This window comes from Verrucomicrobiota bacterium (assembly GCA_019247695.1).
Lineage (GTDB): Bacteria > Verrucomicrobiota > Verrucomicrobiia > Chthoniobacterales > JAFAMB01 > JAFBAP01.
Map to the genome: position 1 here is coordinate 15049 of JAFBAP010000162.1, position 18156 is coordinate 33204.

The following is an 18156-nucleotide window of genomic DNA, read 5'->3' on the forward strand; positions in this document are numbered from 1 at the left end:
TTGGGGAAGCGCCGCCCATGTCAAGTCTCTCGTTTCTCTTCCCGTGTGCGACGCTAATGCGTGTCAATCTTGATTACCCATAGGATCTGTGGACCTCTTCTCTGCGTATTCTGCAGACATTTTCGCTTTCCCGCCACCCGCCACCCGCCACCCGCTACCCGTTACGCGACACCCGACACTCTCTTCCATTTGTGGCATTTTCCGCCGCGGCATTCCTTCACCGGAACAGCCTTTTCACCTTGACGCGTACCTTCAGCACTTGCCGGCCCGAGCTCTTGAACGTGCCGCGGATCGGCGATGCCTCGCGCGCGTCGCGGCCGAACGACACCGCGATGTGCTGCTCGCCGCACCACCGGTCGTTCGTCGGGTCTAATGCCACCCAGGTCTGGCCCGGGACAAGGATTTCAACCCAGGCGTGCGTGGCGACCGATCCCACCAGCCAGACCCGTCCTTTGGCCGCTTCGCTCGGCGGGGTCGTTTCGATGTAGCCGCACACGTACCGCGACGGAAGCCCCGCGGTCCTCGTCACGCTGAGCATCACGTGTGCAAAATCCTGGCAGACGCCCGCGCGCTGTTTCCAGATCCTGCCGAGGTCGGTCGAAAACTCGGTCGATCCTGAGTGGTACTTGAACTGGGCGTAAATTGCGTGGTTAAGCGCTTCTAACCCTGGGCCGAGCGCGGCGTTACCGCCCAGGTAGCGTCTTGCCCACTGCGTTGCGTCACGACCGATCTTCACCATGCCGGTCGGCTGCAGGTAGTCATACGTGAACGGCAGGGCGTGCGTCAGAATCTGCCGCGCCTCCTGGATCGGGATTTCCAGGCCGGCGGCGGGGAGCCGGGCCGGGAGGGTCTCGACCACGGCTTCGCTCCTCACCGTCAGTCGCGAGTGCCGGTAAGGAACGGAAACCACGCTGGTCTCATTTCCAAAGTAATCCTTGTAACTGGAAGACCTTGCGTCCGGTTGCAGCTGGATCCGGTGGGACTCGAGCCGCTGGTTCTCCCGTTGGGGCGGCGTCAGCCGCAGTTCGAGGTGCGCTTCAGCAACCGGTGCGGTGTATCGATAGTCGGTCACGTGAGTCACCCGAAAGCGCATAAGCGGGCAACATTACCCTATCCGGCCGAAGCGAAAACCCCTAGTTTGGGGTCCGGCCGTGGAAAGGGGGTGCGTGCGCGGCCTCCGGCTTCGCGTTTCGGGGTCTCTAACTGACGATGGTTTCCTGGTTGGCGACCGTGCTTTGGTGGCTCAGGAAGTTATCGGAGATGATCACGTGCAGCTCCCGCACCGAGCTCAGCAGGTCGTAAACTAACTCCCGGAGCTCAGCCAGTTCCGCGCGTCGGGCGACCCGGATCTCGGCCTCCGAACCCTGGGGAAAATAGCGATACCAATCGATCCCGCGGATGCGCTGGACCAGGTTCTCAATGAACTCGAGGGTGACCTGCGCCGCGCGGGAGGCTCGCGGCAAAGAGGCTTCCACCAGGCTGGCGCAACGTTCCAGGCAGAAGATTACTGACTTGGGCATCTCGCGGTTCTGCCAGATTAGTTCCTGCACGGGAGCCGGTTCGGAGCGCAACTGGTAAATGCGCCGGTAGGCGTCACGACACCCGATCAGGCGGAGAAACGCCGACAACTCGATCTCCACGGGGGGCAGGCCGCCCGAGCGCTCCGACCGTTCGGCCAGGGAGCGGACGATGCTGGTGCTTGCGTTGGCGGAAGCCACCGAGCGTTCCACGTACTGCCCGAGTTCGCAAAAACGCCAGCCGTCATCCAGCAGCATCGACTGCTGTGCCGTGGCAAAAAACTGCGGGATCAGCCCGGTCACCGCTTCAGCGGAGCGACGGATGCTCCGCCGCGCCAGTTGCTCACTGGCCCGTTCGCGCCAACGGTTGCGATCCGAGAAAACGCGCAGAGCCACCAAAGGCGACCAAGCCTCAGGGCTGATCACTTCGCGCAGGGTTTCCGCGTTCATCAAGCTTATTCCGACCATCCCGCTGACCGAACCGGCATCGCGGGCGTCGAGCATCATCCGGTAACGTTCGGCCACGTTGCCGATGGTGCGCCGGCCGCGCCGCCCGGGGAGATCGAGCGGCGGCAGGAGCCGGTCCCAAACCGGACGGTAGAGTTTGCGTTCCGCCGAGGTCAGTTCCTCCATCTCGAGCGTTTCGATCACGGTGATGATCCTGGAGACGTCCAAGGCGCGCTCAAGGTAGCGGCCCATCCAGTAGAACGCTTCGGCTACACGGCTGGTTACCAGGCGGCTCGGCAATAGCTTTGACCGGTGAAACGCGCCGGGCCCCAGTTCGGTCGACGGTTCTTCCCGCAAAACCCACGTGTCCTTGCCGCCGCCGCCATGCTCACTTTCCGTGCGGCCGGACTCGCTCGCCGCCACCCGCGTCAGCGCGCCGTCAAAGACGTGGAAGCCGTTCGCAGTCTGGACACCGTAGATCAGGTGATCCTGGCTCCGGCGAACCCGCCGCCCGTTCGCAAAACAGAGCGTCTCGACGGTGTCCATCAGCGGTTGCGCCACGTACAGGTGAGGGGCGCGCCGGACTTCCAGAAGCGTCGTCTCGTGCAGGCTGGGGGTCATGGTCTTCTCGCCGACCAGCGTCCGAACCTGGAACCGATCAAGGTTGTCCAGCACCATTTCCCGCTGGTCCAGGTCGCCCAGCCAATACGTCGACAGGGTGGGGAGGAGCGGCCACTCACCAAGGTAGTAGCGAATAATCGCGTTCGAGAAATGGAGGAAGCCCCGGTCGTCGGCCAACTGCGCCCCGACGCTGTTGATCATCGCCAGGTTGCCTTGCCGAAGGCAATTGACCAGACCGGCCACGCCCGCCCGGCTATCCACCCGAAAGACCAGCGGGTCCAGCCACGGGTCGGCCAGACGGCTGTAGATCACGTCAACGCGTTCCAGCCCGGAAACCGTTTTCAGAAAGAGGGCATCATTAAGCACCACCAGGTCGTTACCCTGCACCAGGGGAATGCCCATGCGGCGCGCCAGGAAGCTGTGCTCGGAGTAGACGGCGCTGCCGGTACCGGGGGTAAGCAGCACGGCTGCAGGATCAGGCCGGGGCGCCACGCTTCGTAGCCGGATCAGGATCTGCGTCGGGACATCCGCGATGGACGCGACCGAGTAATCCTGAAAGAGTTCCGGGACAACTCGCGCGAGCAGGCGCCGGTTCTGGATCATGTAGGAAAGACCCGAGGGATGGCTGAAATAGTGGCTTTTGACGACCAGGCGGCCCTCCTGATCGCGCGCCAGACACAATCCGCTCAGGTGCAGGTAGGCGCCGTGGGTCGGCTTCAAGCCGGTCGCCGCGTGCTGGTAATGCGGGCTGCCGAGCACCAGCGGGATCGGCAGCACGCCTTCGCGCAGAATTTCACGCGGCCCGTAGAGGTCCTGCAACAGCGCCTCAAACGCCCGCACCCGTTGTTGAAACCCGCGCACGATCAGGCCCCACTCCTCTTCGGTGAAGATCTGGGGCAGCAGGTCGCAGAACCACGTATTCTTAAGGCCGCTTCCGGGCACCTCAAACGTCATGCCCAGTTCGCGCATCGTCGCGTCTAACCGGTCCTGGAGTTCCCGCAGGTTGGCGGCGGTGGGCACCCGCTCAAGGAGCAGTTGGTAAACCGCCCGCGGCTTGCCATCTACACCCATCACCTCATTCCAACGTGAATGGTTTGCTACAGCTTTGCCGCCCATTGAACCAGAGGGACCTAACGGGACCGGGCCTTGGATGCAAGTCCGGAGTTGCTTGTTCGGTTGCGGCCGGGTGGGCACGGTCCCTGAGAAATAGTTGATCCGGGGGCCTGTTACCGTTATCAGCTTCCGATGGCAGTGGCGATGCAAGAGCGCCAGTCCGCGACCAAGGCGGCCGGCGTCGTGAGTTTGGCGGTGATGTTAAGCCGGGTGCTTGGGTTGTTGCGGGACCTCCTCTTCGCCGCCCTGTTCGGAGCGGGCCGCAACATGGACGCGTTCATCATCGCGTTTCGTGCGCCCAACCTCCTGCGGGACCTGTTTGCCGAGGGCGCCCTGTCGACGGCCTTTGTCACTACCTTTTCACGCAAGATTGCCACTCAAGGCGACCCCTCCGCCTGGCGTCTGGCGGGCAAAATGGCCACGCTCACCGTCGTTTTCATGAGCCTTATTTCACTCGCCGGGGTGGTTTTTGCCGACCCGTTGATCGGGGTGTTGGCGCCCGGTTTTGATCCGGCCAAGCGCGCGCTTACGGTCCTGTTGGCCCAGATCATGTACCCCTTCATCCTGCTCGTGTCGCTCGCCGCTCTGGTCATGGGCATGCTCAATGCCAAGAATCGTTTCGCCGTGCCGGCCCTGGCCTCCAGTTTCTTCAACCTCGGCTCTATCATCGGCGGGATCAGCCTCGGGTACGCGCTGGATCCCCATTTCGGGAATCGTGCCCTGGTCGGCCTGGCAATCGGCACACTCATCGGCGGCCTGCTGCAGCTCGCGGTTCAGCTGCCCTCCCTCAAGCAGGTCGGGTTCAGCTTCAAACCGGATTTCCGGTGGCGTGATCCCGGCGTCGGCGAGGTGCTTGCGCTGATGGCGCCCGCCGTCATTTCCAGCAGCGCCGTCCAGGTGAACGTCATGATCAACGGCATGTTCGCTTCCCAGCTCGGTGACGGGCCGGTGAGCTGGTTGAACAATGCGTTCCGCCTGGTCCAGTTGCCGATCGGGGTGTTCGGCGTCGCGATCGCCACCGTTACGCTGCCCATGGTTTCGCGCAGCGCCGCCCTGAAGGACAGTGGGGCGTTCCGGGCCACCCTGGCGCGGGCGTTGCGTCTGGCATTCTTTCTGACCATCCCGAGCACCGTCGGTCTCATCGTGCTTGCCCATCCGATCATCCGGCTCCTGTATGAGCGTGGCCGGTTCCTGCCCCACGATACGTTTGAGACGGCATCGGTGCTCCAGTTCTACACGGTCGGACTCGTCGCCTATTCCGGCATCAAGGTGCTGGCGCCCGCCTTCTACGCCATCAACCAGCGCAATACGCCGATGTTTGTCAGCTTTCTGTCCATTGGTGCAAACCTGCTCCTGAACTGGACTTTCACGTTTCGACTCGGGTTCGGCGAGCGCGGCCTCGCCCTTTCCACCGGGTTGGTCGCCGTCACGAATTTTGTGATCTATTACCTGATGATGCGGGCTCATGCGCGCAGCCTCGAGACGGCCCGCCTGTTCCAGAACGTCGTTCGGGTGACCACTGCCGCCCTCGGCATGGGTGCGGTTTGCTGGCTGGGCAACCGCTGCCTGATCTCGGTCGCGCAGGGTAGAATCCTGCAGCTCGGTGCGCTGGCTCTGGTCGTCGCCTCCGGGGTGGCCGTCTTCCTGGGCTTGACCTTCCTGTTTCGGATCGAGGAAATGCACGACATCGTCGCCCTGCTGCGACGCCGCTGGCCCCGCCGGTTACAACGGGCGTAGCGCCCTGCGCGAGTCCCGGCACCACCCCTCGATGGGCGACCAAAGGCGGTACCCGGTTCACCCCGGGCGTGACCATCGGCGCGGTGGCCGCACTCGCTATGCGGATGAGATTGAAATGCGCCCAGGCCGGGGTCCCGGAACGCATCGACGCCAGCTGGAAAATAAATGTTCCGGCCGCCCCCGGCCTTTGGGCGCGCTCCGCTAAAAACTCCTGAAAACTCCTGGATTGGGCTGAGGCCCCACATAGATTCCGTCCGGAGCATCGAACCATGGATTGGCTCAGACACGAAAGTCATCCACGTGTGGTGCCCTAATTTCGCATCAGCTGAACGGCCCTATGCAGATCCAAGCAATAGCAACACAAACCCCGGAAGTCACCAAGCCGGCCGCCCCACTGTGGTACAAGGAAGCCCTCATTTACCAGATCCACGTCAAAACGTTTGCCGACAGCAACAATGATGGGATCGGAGATTTTCAGGGACTTCACAGCAAGCTCGATTACCTGAAGAATCTTGGTATCACGGCCATCTGGGTGATGCCGTTCTATCCTTCGCCGCTCAAAGATGATGGCTACGACATCTCCGACTATTTCAGCGTCAACCCGTCCTACGGTACGGTGGACGATTTCAAAGCGTTCCTGGACGCGGCGCATGCGACGGACCTGAAGGTAATCACCGAACTGGTCCTCAACCACACGAGTGATCAGCATGCCTGGTTCCAGAAATCCCGGCGGGCCGCGCCCGGTGACCATTGGCGCGATTTTTACGTCTGGTCGGAGAATCCGGACCGGTACAAAGAGGCGCGCATCATTTTCAAAGACACGGAAATTTCCAACTGGACCTACGACCCGGTCGCCAAGGCTTATTTCTGGCACCGCTTTTACTCGCACCAGCCCGACCTGAACTACGACAACCCGGTTGTCCGGACCGAGATGCTGAAGGTCGTCGATTTCTGGCTGGAAATGGGCGTCGACGGTTTGCGGCTGGACGCGGTTCCGTACCTCTTCGAGCGGGAACATACCAGCTGCGAAAACCTGGTGGAAACGCACGAGTACCTGCGCCAGCTCCGGACCTACATCGATTCGAAGTACGAAAACCGTATGCTGCTGGCGGAAGCCAACCAGTGGCCGGATGATGCCGTGGCCTATTTCGGACGCGGGGATGAGTGCAACATGGCTTTCCATTTTCCGATCATGCCGCGCATCTACATGTCGCTGCACATGGAAGACCGGTACCCGATCGTGGACATCCTGGATCAGACGCCGAAAATCCCGGACAACTGTCAGTGGGCCATGTTCCTGCGGAACCACGATGAGCTGACCCTGGAGATGGTCACTGAAGAGGAACGCGACTACATGTACCGCGTTTACGCAAGGGACCCGCGGGCCCGGATCAATCTCGGGATCCGCCGCCGGCTTGCGCCCTTGCTCGGAAACAACCGTCGCAAACTCGAACTGATCCACGCCATCCTCCTTTCGATGCCCGGAAGCCCGATCCTGTATTACGGCGACGAGATCGGGATGGGGGACAACATTTACCTCGGCGACCGTAACGGGGTGCGCACGCCGATGCAGTGGAGCGCCGACAAAAACGCCGGGTTCTCACGCGCCAACCCGCACTCCCTTTACCTGCCGGTCAACATCGACCCCGAATTCCATTACGAGGCCGTCAACGTTGAGGTTCAGGAAACCAACCTTTCCTCACTCCTCTGGTGGATGCGCCGCATCATCTCGATCCGAAAGCGGTTTCCGGCGTTCGGGCATGGCGACTTTCAGATGTTGGCGCCGGCCAACTACAAGGTGTTGGCGTTTACCCGCACCTATGAAAGCCAGACCGTCCTGGTTGTCATCAACCTGTCGCGCTTTTCCCAATCCGTGGAGCTCGACCTCCATCAATGGGCCGGGTGGACCCCTGAGGACACGTTCGGACACGGGCGTTTCCCGGTCATCCGCGACACCCTCTACCCGATCACGCTCGGGCCCAACACCTTTTTCTGGTTGGTCCTGACCCCGCCGGCAACCCAGGTCGCCGACAAGGAATGGCTGGTGCCCACCATCGGTTACCGCGGCCAGCCTGACTGGTGGGTCACGCCGGCCGGCCAAAGGTATATTGAAACCGATCTGACCCGGTACATTCGCGGGACCCGCTGGTTCCGGAGCAAGAGCCGCCAGATTCTCAACAGCGCGCTCGTCGACGTGGTGCAGATATCCGAACAGAACCGGACGCAGTTGCTTCTGATCGCCATCAATTATTCGGAAGGGGCGCGCGACCTCTACGCGTTGCCGACTAAACTGGTCTCCGGAGAAGAGGCGCGTAAGGTTCAGGTGGAATACCCGATCGCCGTCATGGCCAGACTGGGCTCCGAAAATGACCTGCTCGTCGATGCCATCGCCGCCCCGAGTTTCCACCGGGAATTGCTCGACCTGGTAGCGCTTACCACGTCCTTGAAATGCCGCTCCGGCCGGCTGGTGCCTACCGCCTCGCAGCGGCTGCGGGCGCTGCTCGACGAATCGCCCGTTCAAACTTCCCGCACCTTGAGGGTAGAACAGAGTAATAGTTCTATCATCTACGACGACAAAATCTACCTCAAGCTGTTCCGCAAATTGGACGAGGGCCTCAACCCGGACCTGGAGGTAACTAAACAACTCACCGAGAAGTGCGGGTTCGAGCACGTCCCGCCCTACCTCGGCGACTTGCAGTACGTCGCCTCGGGCCAGGAACCGGCAGCCCTGGTCATGCTTCAGAAGTTCACGCCCAACGAACAGGATGGGTGGTCCCATACGTTGGAAGCGGTGAACCGGTACTTCGAGCGGGTCCTGGGCGAACCGACTTTGCCGCCGCCGCCGGCCTTGGGAATCTGGGACCAGATTCCGACTGAACAGCTCCATGTTCTGGAAGGCGTTTACCTTGAAACGGTGCGGCTCTTGGGACAACGCACGGCCGAAATGCACCTCGCCCTCGCTTCCGATACCGAGTCGCCGGAATTCAGGCCGGAGCCGTTCACCCTTCAGCACCAGCGTTCAGTGTTTCAGTCGATTCGGAGCGAGACGAAACACACGATGACGATGCTTGGACGTGCGCTGCCCGGTTTGGACGAGCATGCCCGCCAGCTCGCGGACCTGGTGCTCACCCGCTCGGCGGACCTGGCCGGTTTTCACGACTACCTGCTGCAGCAGGAGCCGATCGAGATCTACAAAATCCGCATCCATGGGGATTACCACTTGGGCCAGGTGCTCTACACCGGCAAAGACTTCATCATGCTGGATTTCGAAGGCGAACCGGCTCGAACCCTGGGTGAGCGCCGGTTGAAACGGTCAGGCTTGATCGACGTCGCGGGAATGCTGCGTTCGTTCCATTACGCGGCGCATTATGGCCTCGTCGAGTCGCGCACGATCCGCCCCAACGACCGCGGGATTTTGGAAGGTTACGCCGACCTGTGGTCCGCCCGGGCCGGCCAGGTCTTCCTGGGCGCCTACCTCGATCGGGCGGGTGACGCGGTCTTTGTGCCCGGAGACCGTGCCGATTTGAAAGCTCTGCTGCGCAGCTATCTCGCTCTTAAGGCGATGTACGAGCTGCGTTACGAGTTGAATAACCGGCCGAAATGGGTAGCCATTCCGCTCCGGGGCCTGCTTAACGTCCTCGAAGAAAGCGCCGGGACCGTGCCCCCGGCCGCACCGGTCGGCGAACCCGTTTCGCAGACCTGAACCGGCTGCCTGCAGAGCCCTCACTGAGGCCGGGCCGCTTGCCCCGGCCAAACGATGGAGGAGCGAGCGGGCGCCGCCCCCTGCCGGCGGCCCGCTTGCTTCCATGCAGGATTTGCGCCCCCGTGGTTCCTGCGCATGTTTGGCTGGTCCAGTGCGCCTCATCAATTCTCCCGCTGACCTTCAGCACCTTGTCCGCGGTCTGCCGCGTCCGCTTGCGTTCGTGCCCACAATGGGCGCTCTTCATGACGGTCACCTTGCCCTAATTACCCGCGCAAAAGAAGTTGCGGCCGGCCGAGGTACGACGATCGTAAGCATCTTCGTCAATCCTATCCAGTTCGCGCCTGACGAGGATTTCCAACGTTATCCCAGACCCTTCGAGCAAGACTGGGAAAAGTTAGTCCGGATCGGGTGCGACCTGGTGTTCGCGCCTCCGGCCGACGCCATGTATCGGCCGAATGCGTCCGTCTCCATCCATGAAACTTCCTTGAGCCGGACCATGTGCGGCGCATCCCGGCCGGGACATTTTGACGGGGTCTGCACCGTGGTCACCAAACTGTTCCACCTTGTCCAGCCGGATTTCGCCGTCTTCGGTCAGAAGGATTTTCAGCAGCTCGCCATCATCCGCCGCCTCGTGCGAGACCTTGATTTTCCGGTCCGGATCATCAGCCTGCCCACCGTGCGCGAGGCGGATGGTCTGGCCATGAGCTCCCGCAACGCCTACCTCTCCCCGGAAGAACGTGCCCAGGCGCCGAGCCTGCATCAGGTCCTCGAGGCTGCCGCGGCCCGGGTTCGAGAGAAAACGGTTCTCAGCCCGGATCAGCTCATTAAATGGATGCGCACGGCCTTGGAAACCGCAGCACCCCTCGCCAAAATCGATTATATCGCCGTTGCCGACCCCGCAACGCTCGAGCCCAGGCAGGACCTCGACGGCCCCCTCGTTCTGGCCCTGGCCGTTTACCTCGGCCGAACCCGCCTGATCGACAATACCCTGCTGGAGTGAATCAATGTCAATGCAGGACTACGACTTCATCATCATCGGCAGCGGCATCGCCGGCCTGACCCTTGCCCTGAAGGTCGCTGCGCATGGACGGGTGGCCATCCTGACCAAACGCCGGCGATCCGACAGCAGCACCGCATGGGCCCAGGGGGGCGTCGCCGCCGTCACCAGCATTGAGGACTCCTTTGAGCTGCACGTCCAGGATACCCTGATCGCCGGTGCCGGGCTCTGCGACGAGAAAGCTGTAAAAACAATTGTAAGTCACGGTCCCGCAGCGATTCGCGACCTCATGGCACTCGGAGTTACGTTTAATGAGCGCGTCCTGGAAAGCGGCAGCCGTGAACTCGACCTCGGCAAAGAGGGCGGCCATTCCAAACGCCGCATCCTGCACCATGCGGATGCTACCGGGCGCGAAATCGAGGACAGGCTGCTGGCGGCGGTCGACCGCCACCCGGCCATCGAGATCCTCGAGAACCACATGGCCATCGACCTGATCACGACCGGCAAACTCGGGTACACGGCCGAAGATCGGGTGGTGGGCGTTTACGCTCTCGAAGAGTTGACCGGCAAGGTCAAAACCCTCCGCAGCAACCGGATCATACTCGCCACCGGCGGATGCGGGAAGGTGTATCTCTACACGACCAACCCCGCCATCGCCACCGGTGACGGGGTCGCGATGGCATGGCGGACCGGCGCCGCGATCGCCAACATGGAATTCATCCAGTTTCATCCTACCTGCCTTTTTCACCCTCAGGGTAAATCGTTTCTCATCAGCGAAGCGGTCCGCGGCGAGGGGGGAAAACTGGTTGACGCGCACGGCCGTGAATTCATGCACAACTACCACGGAAAGGGCGCATTAGCCCCGCGTGACATCGTCGCAAGGGCCATTGACGCCGAGATGAAACGAACGGGTGCCCCGTGCATGTACATCGACATCACCCACCAGCCTGCCGGCTTCGTCAAAAAACGGTTTCCGACGATCTACGACACCTGCTTGCAGGTTGGCATCGACATAACCCGGGACCCGATCCCGGTCGTGCCCGCGGCCCATTACCAATGCGGGGGCGTAAGGACCGATCTTGAGGGCGCGACGACCCTGCGCGGTCTTTTTGCCGTCGGTGAAGTGGCGTGCACCGGCCTCCACGGCGCGAACCGGCTGGCCAGCAATTCGCTGCTTGAAGCGGTGGTGATGGCGGGCCGTTGTGCCGGTGCGGTGCTGCACCCCCGCCACGCCGGCTATCAACAGGACTTCGACCTGCCCGCATGGGAATCGGGGCGCGCCCAGGACGTGGACGAATTGGTCGTGATCTACCACAACTGGGATGAAATCCGGCGCCTGATGTGGGATTACGTCGGCATCGTCCGTACCACCAAACGCCTGCAACGCGCCAGTACCCGGTTGCGTAACCTTCGACGCGAGATCCAGGAATTTTACTGGGACTTCAAGCCCAGCACTGACCTGCTCGAATTGAGAAACCTGTGTACGGTGGCCAGCCTGATCGTGGATTGCGCGCTGGCGCGGCGGGAGAGCCGGGGATTGCATTTCACCCTCGATTACCCCGAACTGAGGGACGACCGGTTTCTGCGTGATACCATCATCCGCCGTTACGGATAACGAATTTATGCCGTGATATTCTCCGGATTTACGACCTTTCCGATTCCACGCGTCCGGATATTGCGCTTTTCGGTAATTGAGCGCAAAAATCGCTTGCTGAAAGGGAGCCTATGCCCGTAAAAGGCAAGGAATCCAACCCCATGCGGCGGCTATTCTTACTCTCGGCGGTGACGGTTTTGTGTGGCGTAGTTGAAGCGTCTGGCCAGACTCAATACGAGAGCAGCACCGATTTCGCGAAGTACGCCATGAAATTGCGGGAGAATGCCCTCTTGAAGATCGAGCCGAAGGTCATCATGTCTCCCACCAAAACCGTGTTCAACGGGTCCGGCCCGCGCTACCTCACCGGCCCTTCCCTCATGGGCCGCGGCGTCCTGAGCCTAAGTCCCGGCCGGTACCCGTGGAAAACCGGTATCGTCACAACCATTTTCTGGATCGGCGAACACCCGACCGTCAATAACCCCGTTCCGAACGACAAGAGCTCCTGGGACAAATTCTGGACCGCAAACTACGGCGGCTACGACAATCCGGAACCATCGGCCCGGCGCAATTACGTTCCGGTCAGCTTTGTGCCTCGTCAGAACCCATTCTACGTTGCACTGCCGTACAATGATATTGAGGGCAGCCACACCAAGCCGGAAGCTGCATCCGTCATTCCCTGGTTTAAGGAAGCATTCGTCAGGGATGGCCAGACGACGCTTAAAGGTCGCTGGGTGGCCATCCGGCACGGAAGCCGGGTCTGTTACGCGCAATGGGAGGATTGCGGGCCGTTCCGGACGGATCACTGGCAGTACGTGTTTGGAAATGAGCGCCCGCGTCCGAACCTCAACCAAGGCGCCGGCCTGGATGTATCACCAGCCATTCGCGATTACCTGGGATTGGGCAACAAGGACATTTGCGACTGGAAGTTCGTCGAATTCCGCGAGGTTCCAGCGGCGGGTCCATGGGCGCTTTACGGGGACAACAACACGTTTGTGATCCTTCGACATCAAAGTGTCGACCGGTTCGCCCGCCAAACCGCGTTGCGCGGTGATGAGTAGGCGGGCACAGCGGGTGCGTCCGCCGTGTGCCCTTAATCTGTGTCAATCTGTGTAATCTGTGGATGCTTTCCCCTTTTCTGCGTTTTTCTGCGTGTTCTGCGGATGATTTAATTTCTCGGCCGTGACCCCGTACGACGACCGGGAACGAGCCTAACCTTGCCAAGTTACGCCCCGGCTCATAGAAGGAGAAATGCACGCACTCAAAGCCTTAATCCTGATCCTGGCAGCGGCAGCAGCCCCTGTCGCTCTGCAAGCGCAAGACGTGACCCCGAGCCCGAGTCCGGCCAATGGGCCTTCGCCGGCCAAGCGGTTGCACCTGCGCACGGCGGCCCAGACGGCGAGTCCAACGCCCGCGGCCTCCGGGGCGTCGACCAAGAGTTCCCATCGGGCCCCCGCTCCTCAGGCCAGCCAAGCCCCCGGCGGCGGCAACGGCCAAGTCTGGGCTAATTCCGAAACCCGCGTCTATCACAAGGAAGGGTCAAAGTGGTACGGCCGCACCAAGCACGGCAAATATCTGAGTGAAGCCGAAGCCCGGAAAGAGGGTTATAAGGCGGCCAAAGACGAGAAGTAAGCGCCGGCGTTGCACCTATCAGACCGTATAAACGGTCTAGGCCCAACGGGCCGGGAGAACATAGCCCAGGGTTTACCCTGGGAAGGCATTCTCCCCCCGACCTAGCCCTGAAAGGGCGGCAGAACCCTCGAGCGACGCCTTCTGCCACCCCTTCAGCAAATCCAACCCGGCGGGGCGGGCGTTTGTTAGGGAGGGTGTACAGGCCTGACGCCTTAGGAGGGCTCGATCGTGATTTGACGGTTACCCAGGGGGTAAAGCCCTGGGCTATGTTCTTCCGGCCCGTTGGGCCTAAAAACCGGCCCGTTGGGCCTAAAGCGGATTCAACCAGCTAGGGAGCATCCTCCGGCGCCGGCACCCCCAGGCCCGTTTGGTTCAATGGGAGGGCGGCGGCCCGCGCTCAGATTCGTCGTACCGGCTGGGGAGAATGGATGAGTGTGGATGACGGGCTTTCAGTGCCGCGAAGGCAACCGGGGCTCGGGCAAAGGGGATGGCTCGTGACCGTGGCCATGGCGATTGTGCCCAGAGGCATCCTGACCCTGCGAGCCGCGCCGGTGCAGGTACAGCAGGAATGCCCCGAGCGCGATCGCCAACAGGTTCAGCCAGGCAGTATGATTCCATGCAAACGTCGCGTCGGTCGCAGCGCTCGCGGGACGCGGACCCGCCGGCACCAGGTGCAAGGCGTGAAAGAGCGCATCCACCGAAAGACCCGCCAGGACCATCGCCAGGAACAGAACCACGGTAATTCGCAGGGCCGGCCCGTTGCCATAGTACTTACGGTAGATGAGCAACAGCGGGATAACGATCAGGTCACCGTAAATGAAGGACGCAACGCCGCCGAAGCTGATCCCGCCGCTCCAGAGCACGCTGGCTAGAGGAATATTGCCGACCGAGCACACAAAGCTGGCCATGGCGATCAGCGGGCCCACGAATGCATTCTCGACCGCTTGGAGCCACGCCGGGCCGCCCTGCAGGAACAAGCCTTTCCACCAATCTTGCGGTACGAGCGTAGCCAGAAATCCGGCGATCAGGAAACCGATCGCCATTTCTTTCCACAGCATGGACCAGTCCATGACAAAGGCGTGGGCGACAGCTTCGAGCCGGCCGCGCCAATCCGGCCCGGCCGCACCCGCCGGGTGATGATGATGTTGATGGTCATGGCTTTCGCCTTCATCGTGCCCGTGCCCCTGTGCCTGTCCCTGTCCCTGTCCGTGGTCATGCACGTGGTCATGCACGTGGTGGTGGCAGCAATGCCCGTTTGACTCCTCCGCATTCTCAGCGTGCTCCCGTGCCGCCCGCTCCACTTTTGGCGTCAGGAGCCACTTGCCCAGCAGCCAGACCCAACCGACCAGAAAGAGCGCGCCGGCCACCTCGGCCGCCACGAAAAGCGGGCCCATCCACAGCCACAACACTGCGCCCAGCTCGACTACCAGGTTAGTCGAGGCAAACATGAACGCCAGGGCGGGAATTAGCGCCGCACCCTGCCGGAATGCGCTGCGGGCCGCGGCCGTCGCGGCGTACGAGCACGAACTGCTGGCGGCCCCGAGCCCGGTGGCCAGGGCCATCGAGCGCAGGTTAGTCCGGCCAAACCAGCGCGACATGTTTTCTTTACTTACCAGCACCTGCAGGACGCCGGAGACGGCGAAGCCGAACACCAGCGCCCACGCGGTTTCCCAAAACATTGCGGCCGCGTGGTACAGACTCATCCATAACCAGTTCATCGTCTGTTATTCCTTCCCTTCAGTTCTTGAATGAAAACGGGCTCGGTCCGGGGTGAACGAATTCAGCGCAGAAAACGGTCCAGGGCCGTGCGCAGTTCGGCCGTGAGTTGCTCGGTCGACATGGCTTTGGCTTGCGGGTGCGCCTCCGGGCCGCCGGTGACGCAATGCTCAACGTGATTGGACAGCAATTCGACGCCCAGCGCGTCCAGGGCGGAGCGCACCGCCGCGATCTGACTCAACACGTCGAGGCAGTAGCGGTCTTCGTCGATCATGCGCTGGATGCCTTGGAGCTGGCCGCTGACCCGCTTAAGCCGGGCCTGGATTTTGCGTCGGGAACCGGCGTCCATGTCCCCATATATACCCCCCAGGGGTATAATGCAAGGCGAAAGACGTGCGTTGCCCGCTCGGGGAGTTCAGCCGTCCGGGGTCAGGCGTTCGCGTCGATCCGGCAAGCTGCATAACCGTGGTTAGCGGGCGTGAAACACGGAATCCAGGTCAATGGTGACGTCCGGAAATGCCTTCGGCGACGCGCTGCCTCGCTCGAGGAGCGTTTCTTTGTAGCCGCCTTCTTCCAGGCGAAAGACGTGCAGGCAATCTTTCTTGAGGTCGACGACCCAATACTCCGGGATTCCAGCGCTCCGGTAAATTCCCGCTTTTTTGATGAGGTCACGCCGGCGGGTGCTCTTGGCAACCTCCGCCACTAAGAATACGTCCGCCGGCCGCACGTGGTGCTCATCTGTGGCAGCGCCGGTTCGATAAAGCATCAGGTCGGGCTGGGGCTCATTGTGGTTCGGGATCGGCAACGGCGTAGCCTTGTCGGTCTCAAAACGCCCGCGGTCCTGGCGCTCGAAAGCGCGGCGCAGCTGTCTTACTACCCGTTCGTGCCTGGGCCCGATTGGAGACATGGGAACGATCCGGCCGTCCAGCAGTTCGACCCGGGCGTCCTCCTCCAGGAGACCCTCTTCCACCAGCCGGTGATACTCCTCGATCGTGTAGCGGTGTACCGCGTCGAAAGCGAACAGACGGGGTTGGAGATCAGTGGCCATGCCGGCATTCTCTGGCGTGCAGGGTACCACAGCTTTGCAGACCGGCCCAAAGAAGATTACATTTCGCGCCGACGGGACCGAGTTTTCAGCCCTGAAGGGGCGGGGACGGAGGCCACGCCCGGCAAAGCGGCTACTTTCGAACTGCGAGGATCAAAAGCGCGTTCTTCGGGTTCCATTGGTAACCAAAGCTGAACGTCAGCGGTTTTGGCGTGCTCGTGGCATAATACTGGCGAAGGTCGGGTTGATAGTAGTTTTTGAACAGATCGATGGGACCGTTGTACGAACCGAAAAACCGGATGGTCCACTTGTCCGGACCAAAGCTGTGAAGCGGGATACCGGAGTCATCCTGGAGAATCGACGCGCTGGCCTGCAACAGGTAGTTCCGGGCCGCATTAAAGCTGTTACCGTGGAGGAGGTAGGAAGCGGCCTTTAGGAAACTATTGGCCGGGCCGAAGTGATCGCAGAAACGGAGCAGGCCCGAATTTCGCTTCAGCCCTTCGTCCGATAGATCCGCGGTGATGTAATATAACACCTTACGAGCACCCGTTGCGCCATCAACGAATGAGATCCTGGCGCCGCGATTACCGCCGAGCGAGGTGTAATCCAGGTTCAGAATTTCTTTGCCGGAGCGGGCAAGAAAAACAAAGATGATCGGCAGCACGCCTTTGAGGGCGGACTGTTGCGAATAGGCGCGCAATTCCTTCGTCTCGAAGAAGCCGAACTGCAGGAACGTGTTCAGCGCGATTTCGAGGTTTTGAAGCGAATTCTGCAAAGCGTCGGGCGGCAGGGATTGCAGTTGCGGGATGGAGTCGGCCGTTTCCAGGCTGACCAGGATGTAGGCGGTGCAATCCGGATAAAACGCGTCCGGCAGGAGGAAGTCCGGGCCGCTGAAGAAATAGAGGCAGGTCCGGCTTGACCTGGTGGCGGGCGCGAGGAAGTCGGCTTGCCAGTTGCGAATGTTGCTGAGTTGCCGCTGGTCGAGGCGGGCGAACGCGGCGTCCATGGCGTTGCTGTGCGCGATCCAGCGCGGGTCTCTGGTCAATCCAGCCAAGGGCGAATCCGGCGACACCGGCATTCCGGCGAGGAATCGAGCGGCGTCGTTGGCGCTGGATGGCCGGGTGACCGGCCGCGGCGCGGGCGGTTGAGCAGACAAACCCGGAGGTGCCTGAGCCGGCATCGCCCGCAGCACCCGGGGTGATGATGACGAGGGCGGAGCGGCCACCTGCGCCTGGACGGCGCCCACGACCCCGATGCCGATGATCAAAGCCAGGCTTCGAAGGACGAAACGCGCCGCTTTGCCGAAGCGAGTCCGGGCATACGGTAGACGCACAGGTTGCATAAGATAGTTTGTTTCAGGCGGGCGGGGTTCGGGTTTATCCCCGGCGTATTCGTGCGATTTGAGCATGATGATGGGCGGCAGGACGGCGGCGGCCCGGTGAGTGCCCCGAACGCGCAAAAATTCCTGACGGGTCACACCGCCTGCGGTATTCCTCACCTGTGAACATCGAGGACGCAATTTTTTCCCGGCGCACCATCCATCGGTTCAAGCCTGAGGTGATCGAGCCCGGGTTGCTTGAAGAGATCCTCGCCGCCGGGTTGTGGGCGCAGAATCACCGTTTAACGCAACCGTGGCGATTCACCGTGGTCGGGCCGGAGACGCAGCGCGCGCTGGCCGGCCTCTACGCCGCGTTCAAACCCGGCGCGAACCCGGAGGCCGCTTCGGAAAAAATCATGTCGAAGCCGCTCCTGGTGGCCGTGTCCGTCACCCTGGCGGGGGATGCCCAACAGCGGCGCGAAGATTATGGCGCTGCCTGCTGCGCGATTCAGATCATCCAATTGATGGCCTGGAGCCGCGGGATCGGGATGCAGTGGAGCACCAGCCCCTTTACGCGGCTTCCGGAAACGTATGACCTTCTTCATTGCGATCGCGAGAAGGAAGACCTGATCGGCATCCTCTTTTTCGGTTATCCCGCCGAGATTCCCGCCCCGCCGGGCCGCAAACCCCTCCCCGAGGTATTGCGGCGCGTGCCGTGA

13 protein-coding genes and 1 pseudogene are annotated in these 18156 nt (G+C 61.8%); 8 read left to right on the top strand and 6 right to left on the bottom strand.

Annotation, left to right across the window (positions count from 1 at the left end; translation table 11 throughout):
- Nucleotides 1-217 precede the first annotated feature (217 nt).
- Both JO015_19715 and JO015_19720 read right to left on the bottom strand, forming a co-directional pair.
- Nucleotides 218-1093: a transglutaminase family protein gene (locus JO015_19715; GenBank protein MBW0001329.1), complete on the bottom strand. Its 876-nt coding sequence runs from the start codon at nt 1091-1093 to the stop codon at nt 218-220.
- 106 nt (nt 1094-1199) lie between these two features.
- Nucleotides 1200-3656: a circularly permuted type 2 ATP-grasp protein gene (locus JO015_19720; protein MBW0001330.1), complete on the bottom strand. Its 2457-nt coding sequence runs from the start codon at nt 3654-3656 to the stop codon at nt 1200-1202.
- Nucleotides 3657-3842: 186 nt separating this feature from the next.
- Here JO015_19720 and murJ point away from each other — a divergent pair, with 186 nt between their 5' ends.
- The 7 genes and pseudogenes from murJ (at nt 3843) to JO015_19755 (ending at nt 13358) form a co-directional block, all read left to right on the top strand.
- Entirely contained in the window at nt 3843-5435 is a 1593-nt protein-coding gene (gene murJ / locus JO015_19725; protein MBW0001331.1) for a murein biosynthesis integral membrane protein MurJ, read from the top strand.
- A 31-nt stretch (nt 5436-5466) separates the two neighbouring features.
- Nucleotides 5467-5650, top strand: a pseudogene (locus tag JO015_19730) (hypothetical protein).
- A 122-nt stretch (nt 5651-5772) separates the two neighbouring features.
- On the top strand, nt 5773-9138 hold the full coding sequence (gene treS, locus JO015_19735) for a maltose alpha-D-glucosyltransferase (protein ID MBW0001332.1): 3366 nt from the start codon (nt 5773-5775) through the stop codon (nt 9136-9138).
- Nucleotides 9139-9241: 103 nt separating this feature from the next.
- Complete coding sequence (locus JO015_19740) at nt 9242-10138, top strand: pantoate--beta-alanine ligase (GenBank protein ID MBW0001333.1); 897 nt, start codon at nt 9242-9244, stop codon at nt 10136-10138.
- Nucleotides 10139-10148: 10 nt separating this feature from the next.
- Nucleotides 10149-11750 carry an L-aspartate oxidase gene (nadB, locus tag JO015_19745; GenBank protein MBW0001334.1) on the top strand — a complete coding sequence of 534 codons (1602 nt, stop codon included), beginning with the start codon at nt 10149-10151 and terminating at the stop codon, nt 11748-11750.
- A gap of 110 nt (nt 11751-11860) precedes the next feature.
- Nucleotides 11861-12787: a hypothetical protein gene (locus JO015_19750; protein MBW0001335.1), complete on the top strand. Its 927-nt coding sequence runs from the start codon at nt 11861-11863 to the stop codon at nt 12785-12787.
- A gap of 190 nt (nt 12788-12977) precedes the next feature.
- On the top strand, nt 12978-13358 hold the full coding sequence (locus JO015_19755; protein MBW0001336.1) for a hypothetical protein: 381 nt from the start codon (nt 12978-12980) through the stop codon (nt 13356-13358).
- 449 nt (nt 13359-13807) lie between these two features.
- Here JO015_19755 and JO015_19760 read toward each other — a convergent pair whose 3' ends face one another.
- The 4 genes from JO015_19760 to JO015_19775 all read right to left on the bottom strand — a co-directional run bounded on the left by JO015_19760 (nt 13808) and on the right by JO015_19775 (nt 17617).
- Entirely contained in the window at nt 13808-15076 is a 1269-nt protein-coding gene (locus JO015_19760) for a permease (GenBank protein ID MBW0001337.1), read from the bottom strand.
- Nucleotides 15077-15138: 62 nt separating this feature from the next.
- A complete protein-coding gene (locus JO015_19765) occupies nt 15139-15423 on the bottom strand; it encodes a metal-sensitive transcriptional regulator (protein MBW0001338.1) in 285 nt (94 codons plus the stop codon).
- 120 nt (nt 15424-15543) lie between these two features.
- On the bottom strand, nt 15544-16122 hold the full coding sequence (locus JO015_19770) for a Uma2 family endonuclease (protein ID MBW0001339.1): 579 nt from the start codon (nt 16120-16122) through the stop codon (nt 15544-15546).
- A 130-nt stretch (nt 16123-16252) separates the two neighbouring features.
- Nucleotides 16253-17617: a hypothetical protein gene (locus tag JO015_19775; GenBank protein MBW0001340.1), complete on the bottom strand. Its 1365-nt coding sequence runs from the start codon at nt 17615-17617 to the stop codon at nt 16253-16255.
- A gap of 2 nt (nt 17618-17619) precedes the next feature.
- Here JO015_19775 and JO015_19780 point away from each other — a divergent pair, with 2 nt between their 5' ends.
- The gene (locus JO015_19780) at nt 17620-18156 is read left to right on the top strand and encodes a nitroreductase (GenBank protein MBW0001341.1); all 537 of its coding nucleotides are present in this window, start codon (nt 17620-17622) and stop codon (nt 18154-18156) included.

Coding starts and splice junctions, on each gene's coding strand:
- JO015_19770 (MBW0001339.1), bottom strand. CDS start 16,122: ATGGCCACTGATCTCCAACCCCGTCTGTTCGCTTTCGACGCGGTACAC.
- JO015_19760 (MBW0001337.1), bottom strand. CDS start 15,076: ATGAACTGGTTATGGATGAGTCTGTACCACGCGGCCGCAATGTTTTGG.
- JO015_19715 (MBW0001329.1), bottom strand. CDS start 1,093: ATGCGCTTTCGGGTGACTCACGTGACCGACTATCGATACACCGCACCG.
- JO015_19755 (MBW0001336.1), top strand. CDS start 12,978: ATGCACGCACTCAAAGCCTTAATCCTGATCCTGGCAGCGGCAGCAGCC.
- JO015_19720 (MBW0001330.1), bottom strand. CDS start 3,656: ATGGGTGTAGATGGCAAGCCGCGGGCGGTTTACCAACTGCTCCTTGAG.
- treS (MBW0001332.1), top strand. CDS start 5,773: ATGCAGATCCAAGCAATAGCAACACAAACCCCGGAAGTCACCAAGCCG.
- JO015_19750 (MBW0001335.1), top strand. CDS start 11,861: ATGCCCGTAAAAGGCAAGGAATCCAACCCCATGCGGCGGCTATTCTTA.
- murJ (MBW0001331.1), top strand. CDS start 3,843: ATGCAAGAGCGCCAGTCCGCGACCAAGGCGGCCGGCGTCGTGAGTTTG.
- JO015_19765 (MBW0001338.1), bottom strand. CDS start 15,423: ATGGACGCCGGTTCCCGACGCAAAATCCAGGCCCGGCTTAAGCGGGTC.
- JO015_19740 (MBW0001333.1), top strand. CDS start 9,242: ATGCAGGATTTGCGCCCCCGTGGTTCCTGCGCATGTTTGGCTGGTCCA.
- nadB (MBW0001334.1), top strand. CDS start 10,149: ATGCAGGACTACGACTTCATCATCATCGGCAGCGGCATCGCCGGCCTG.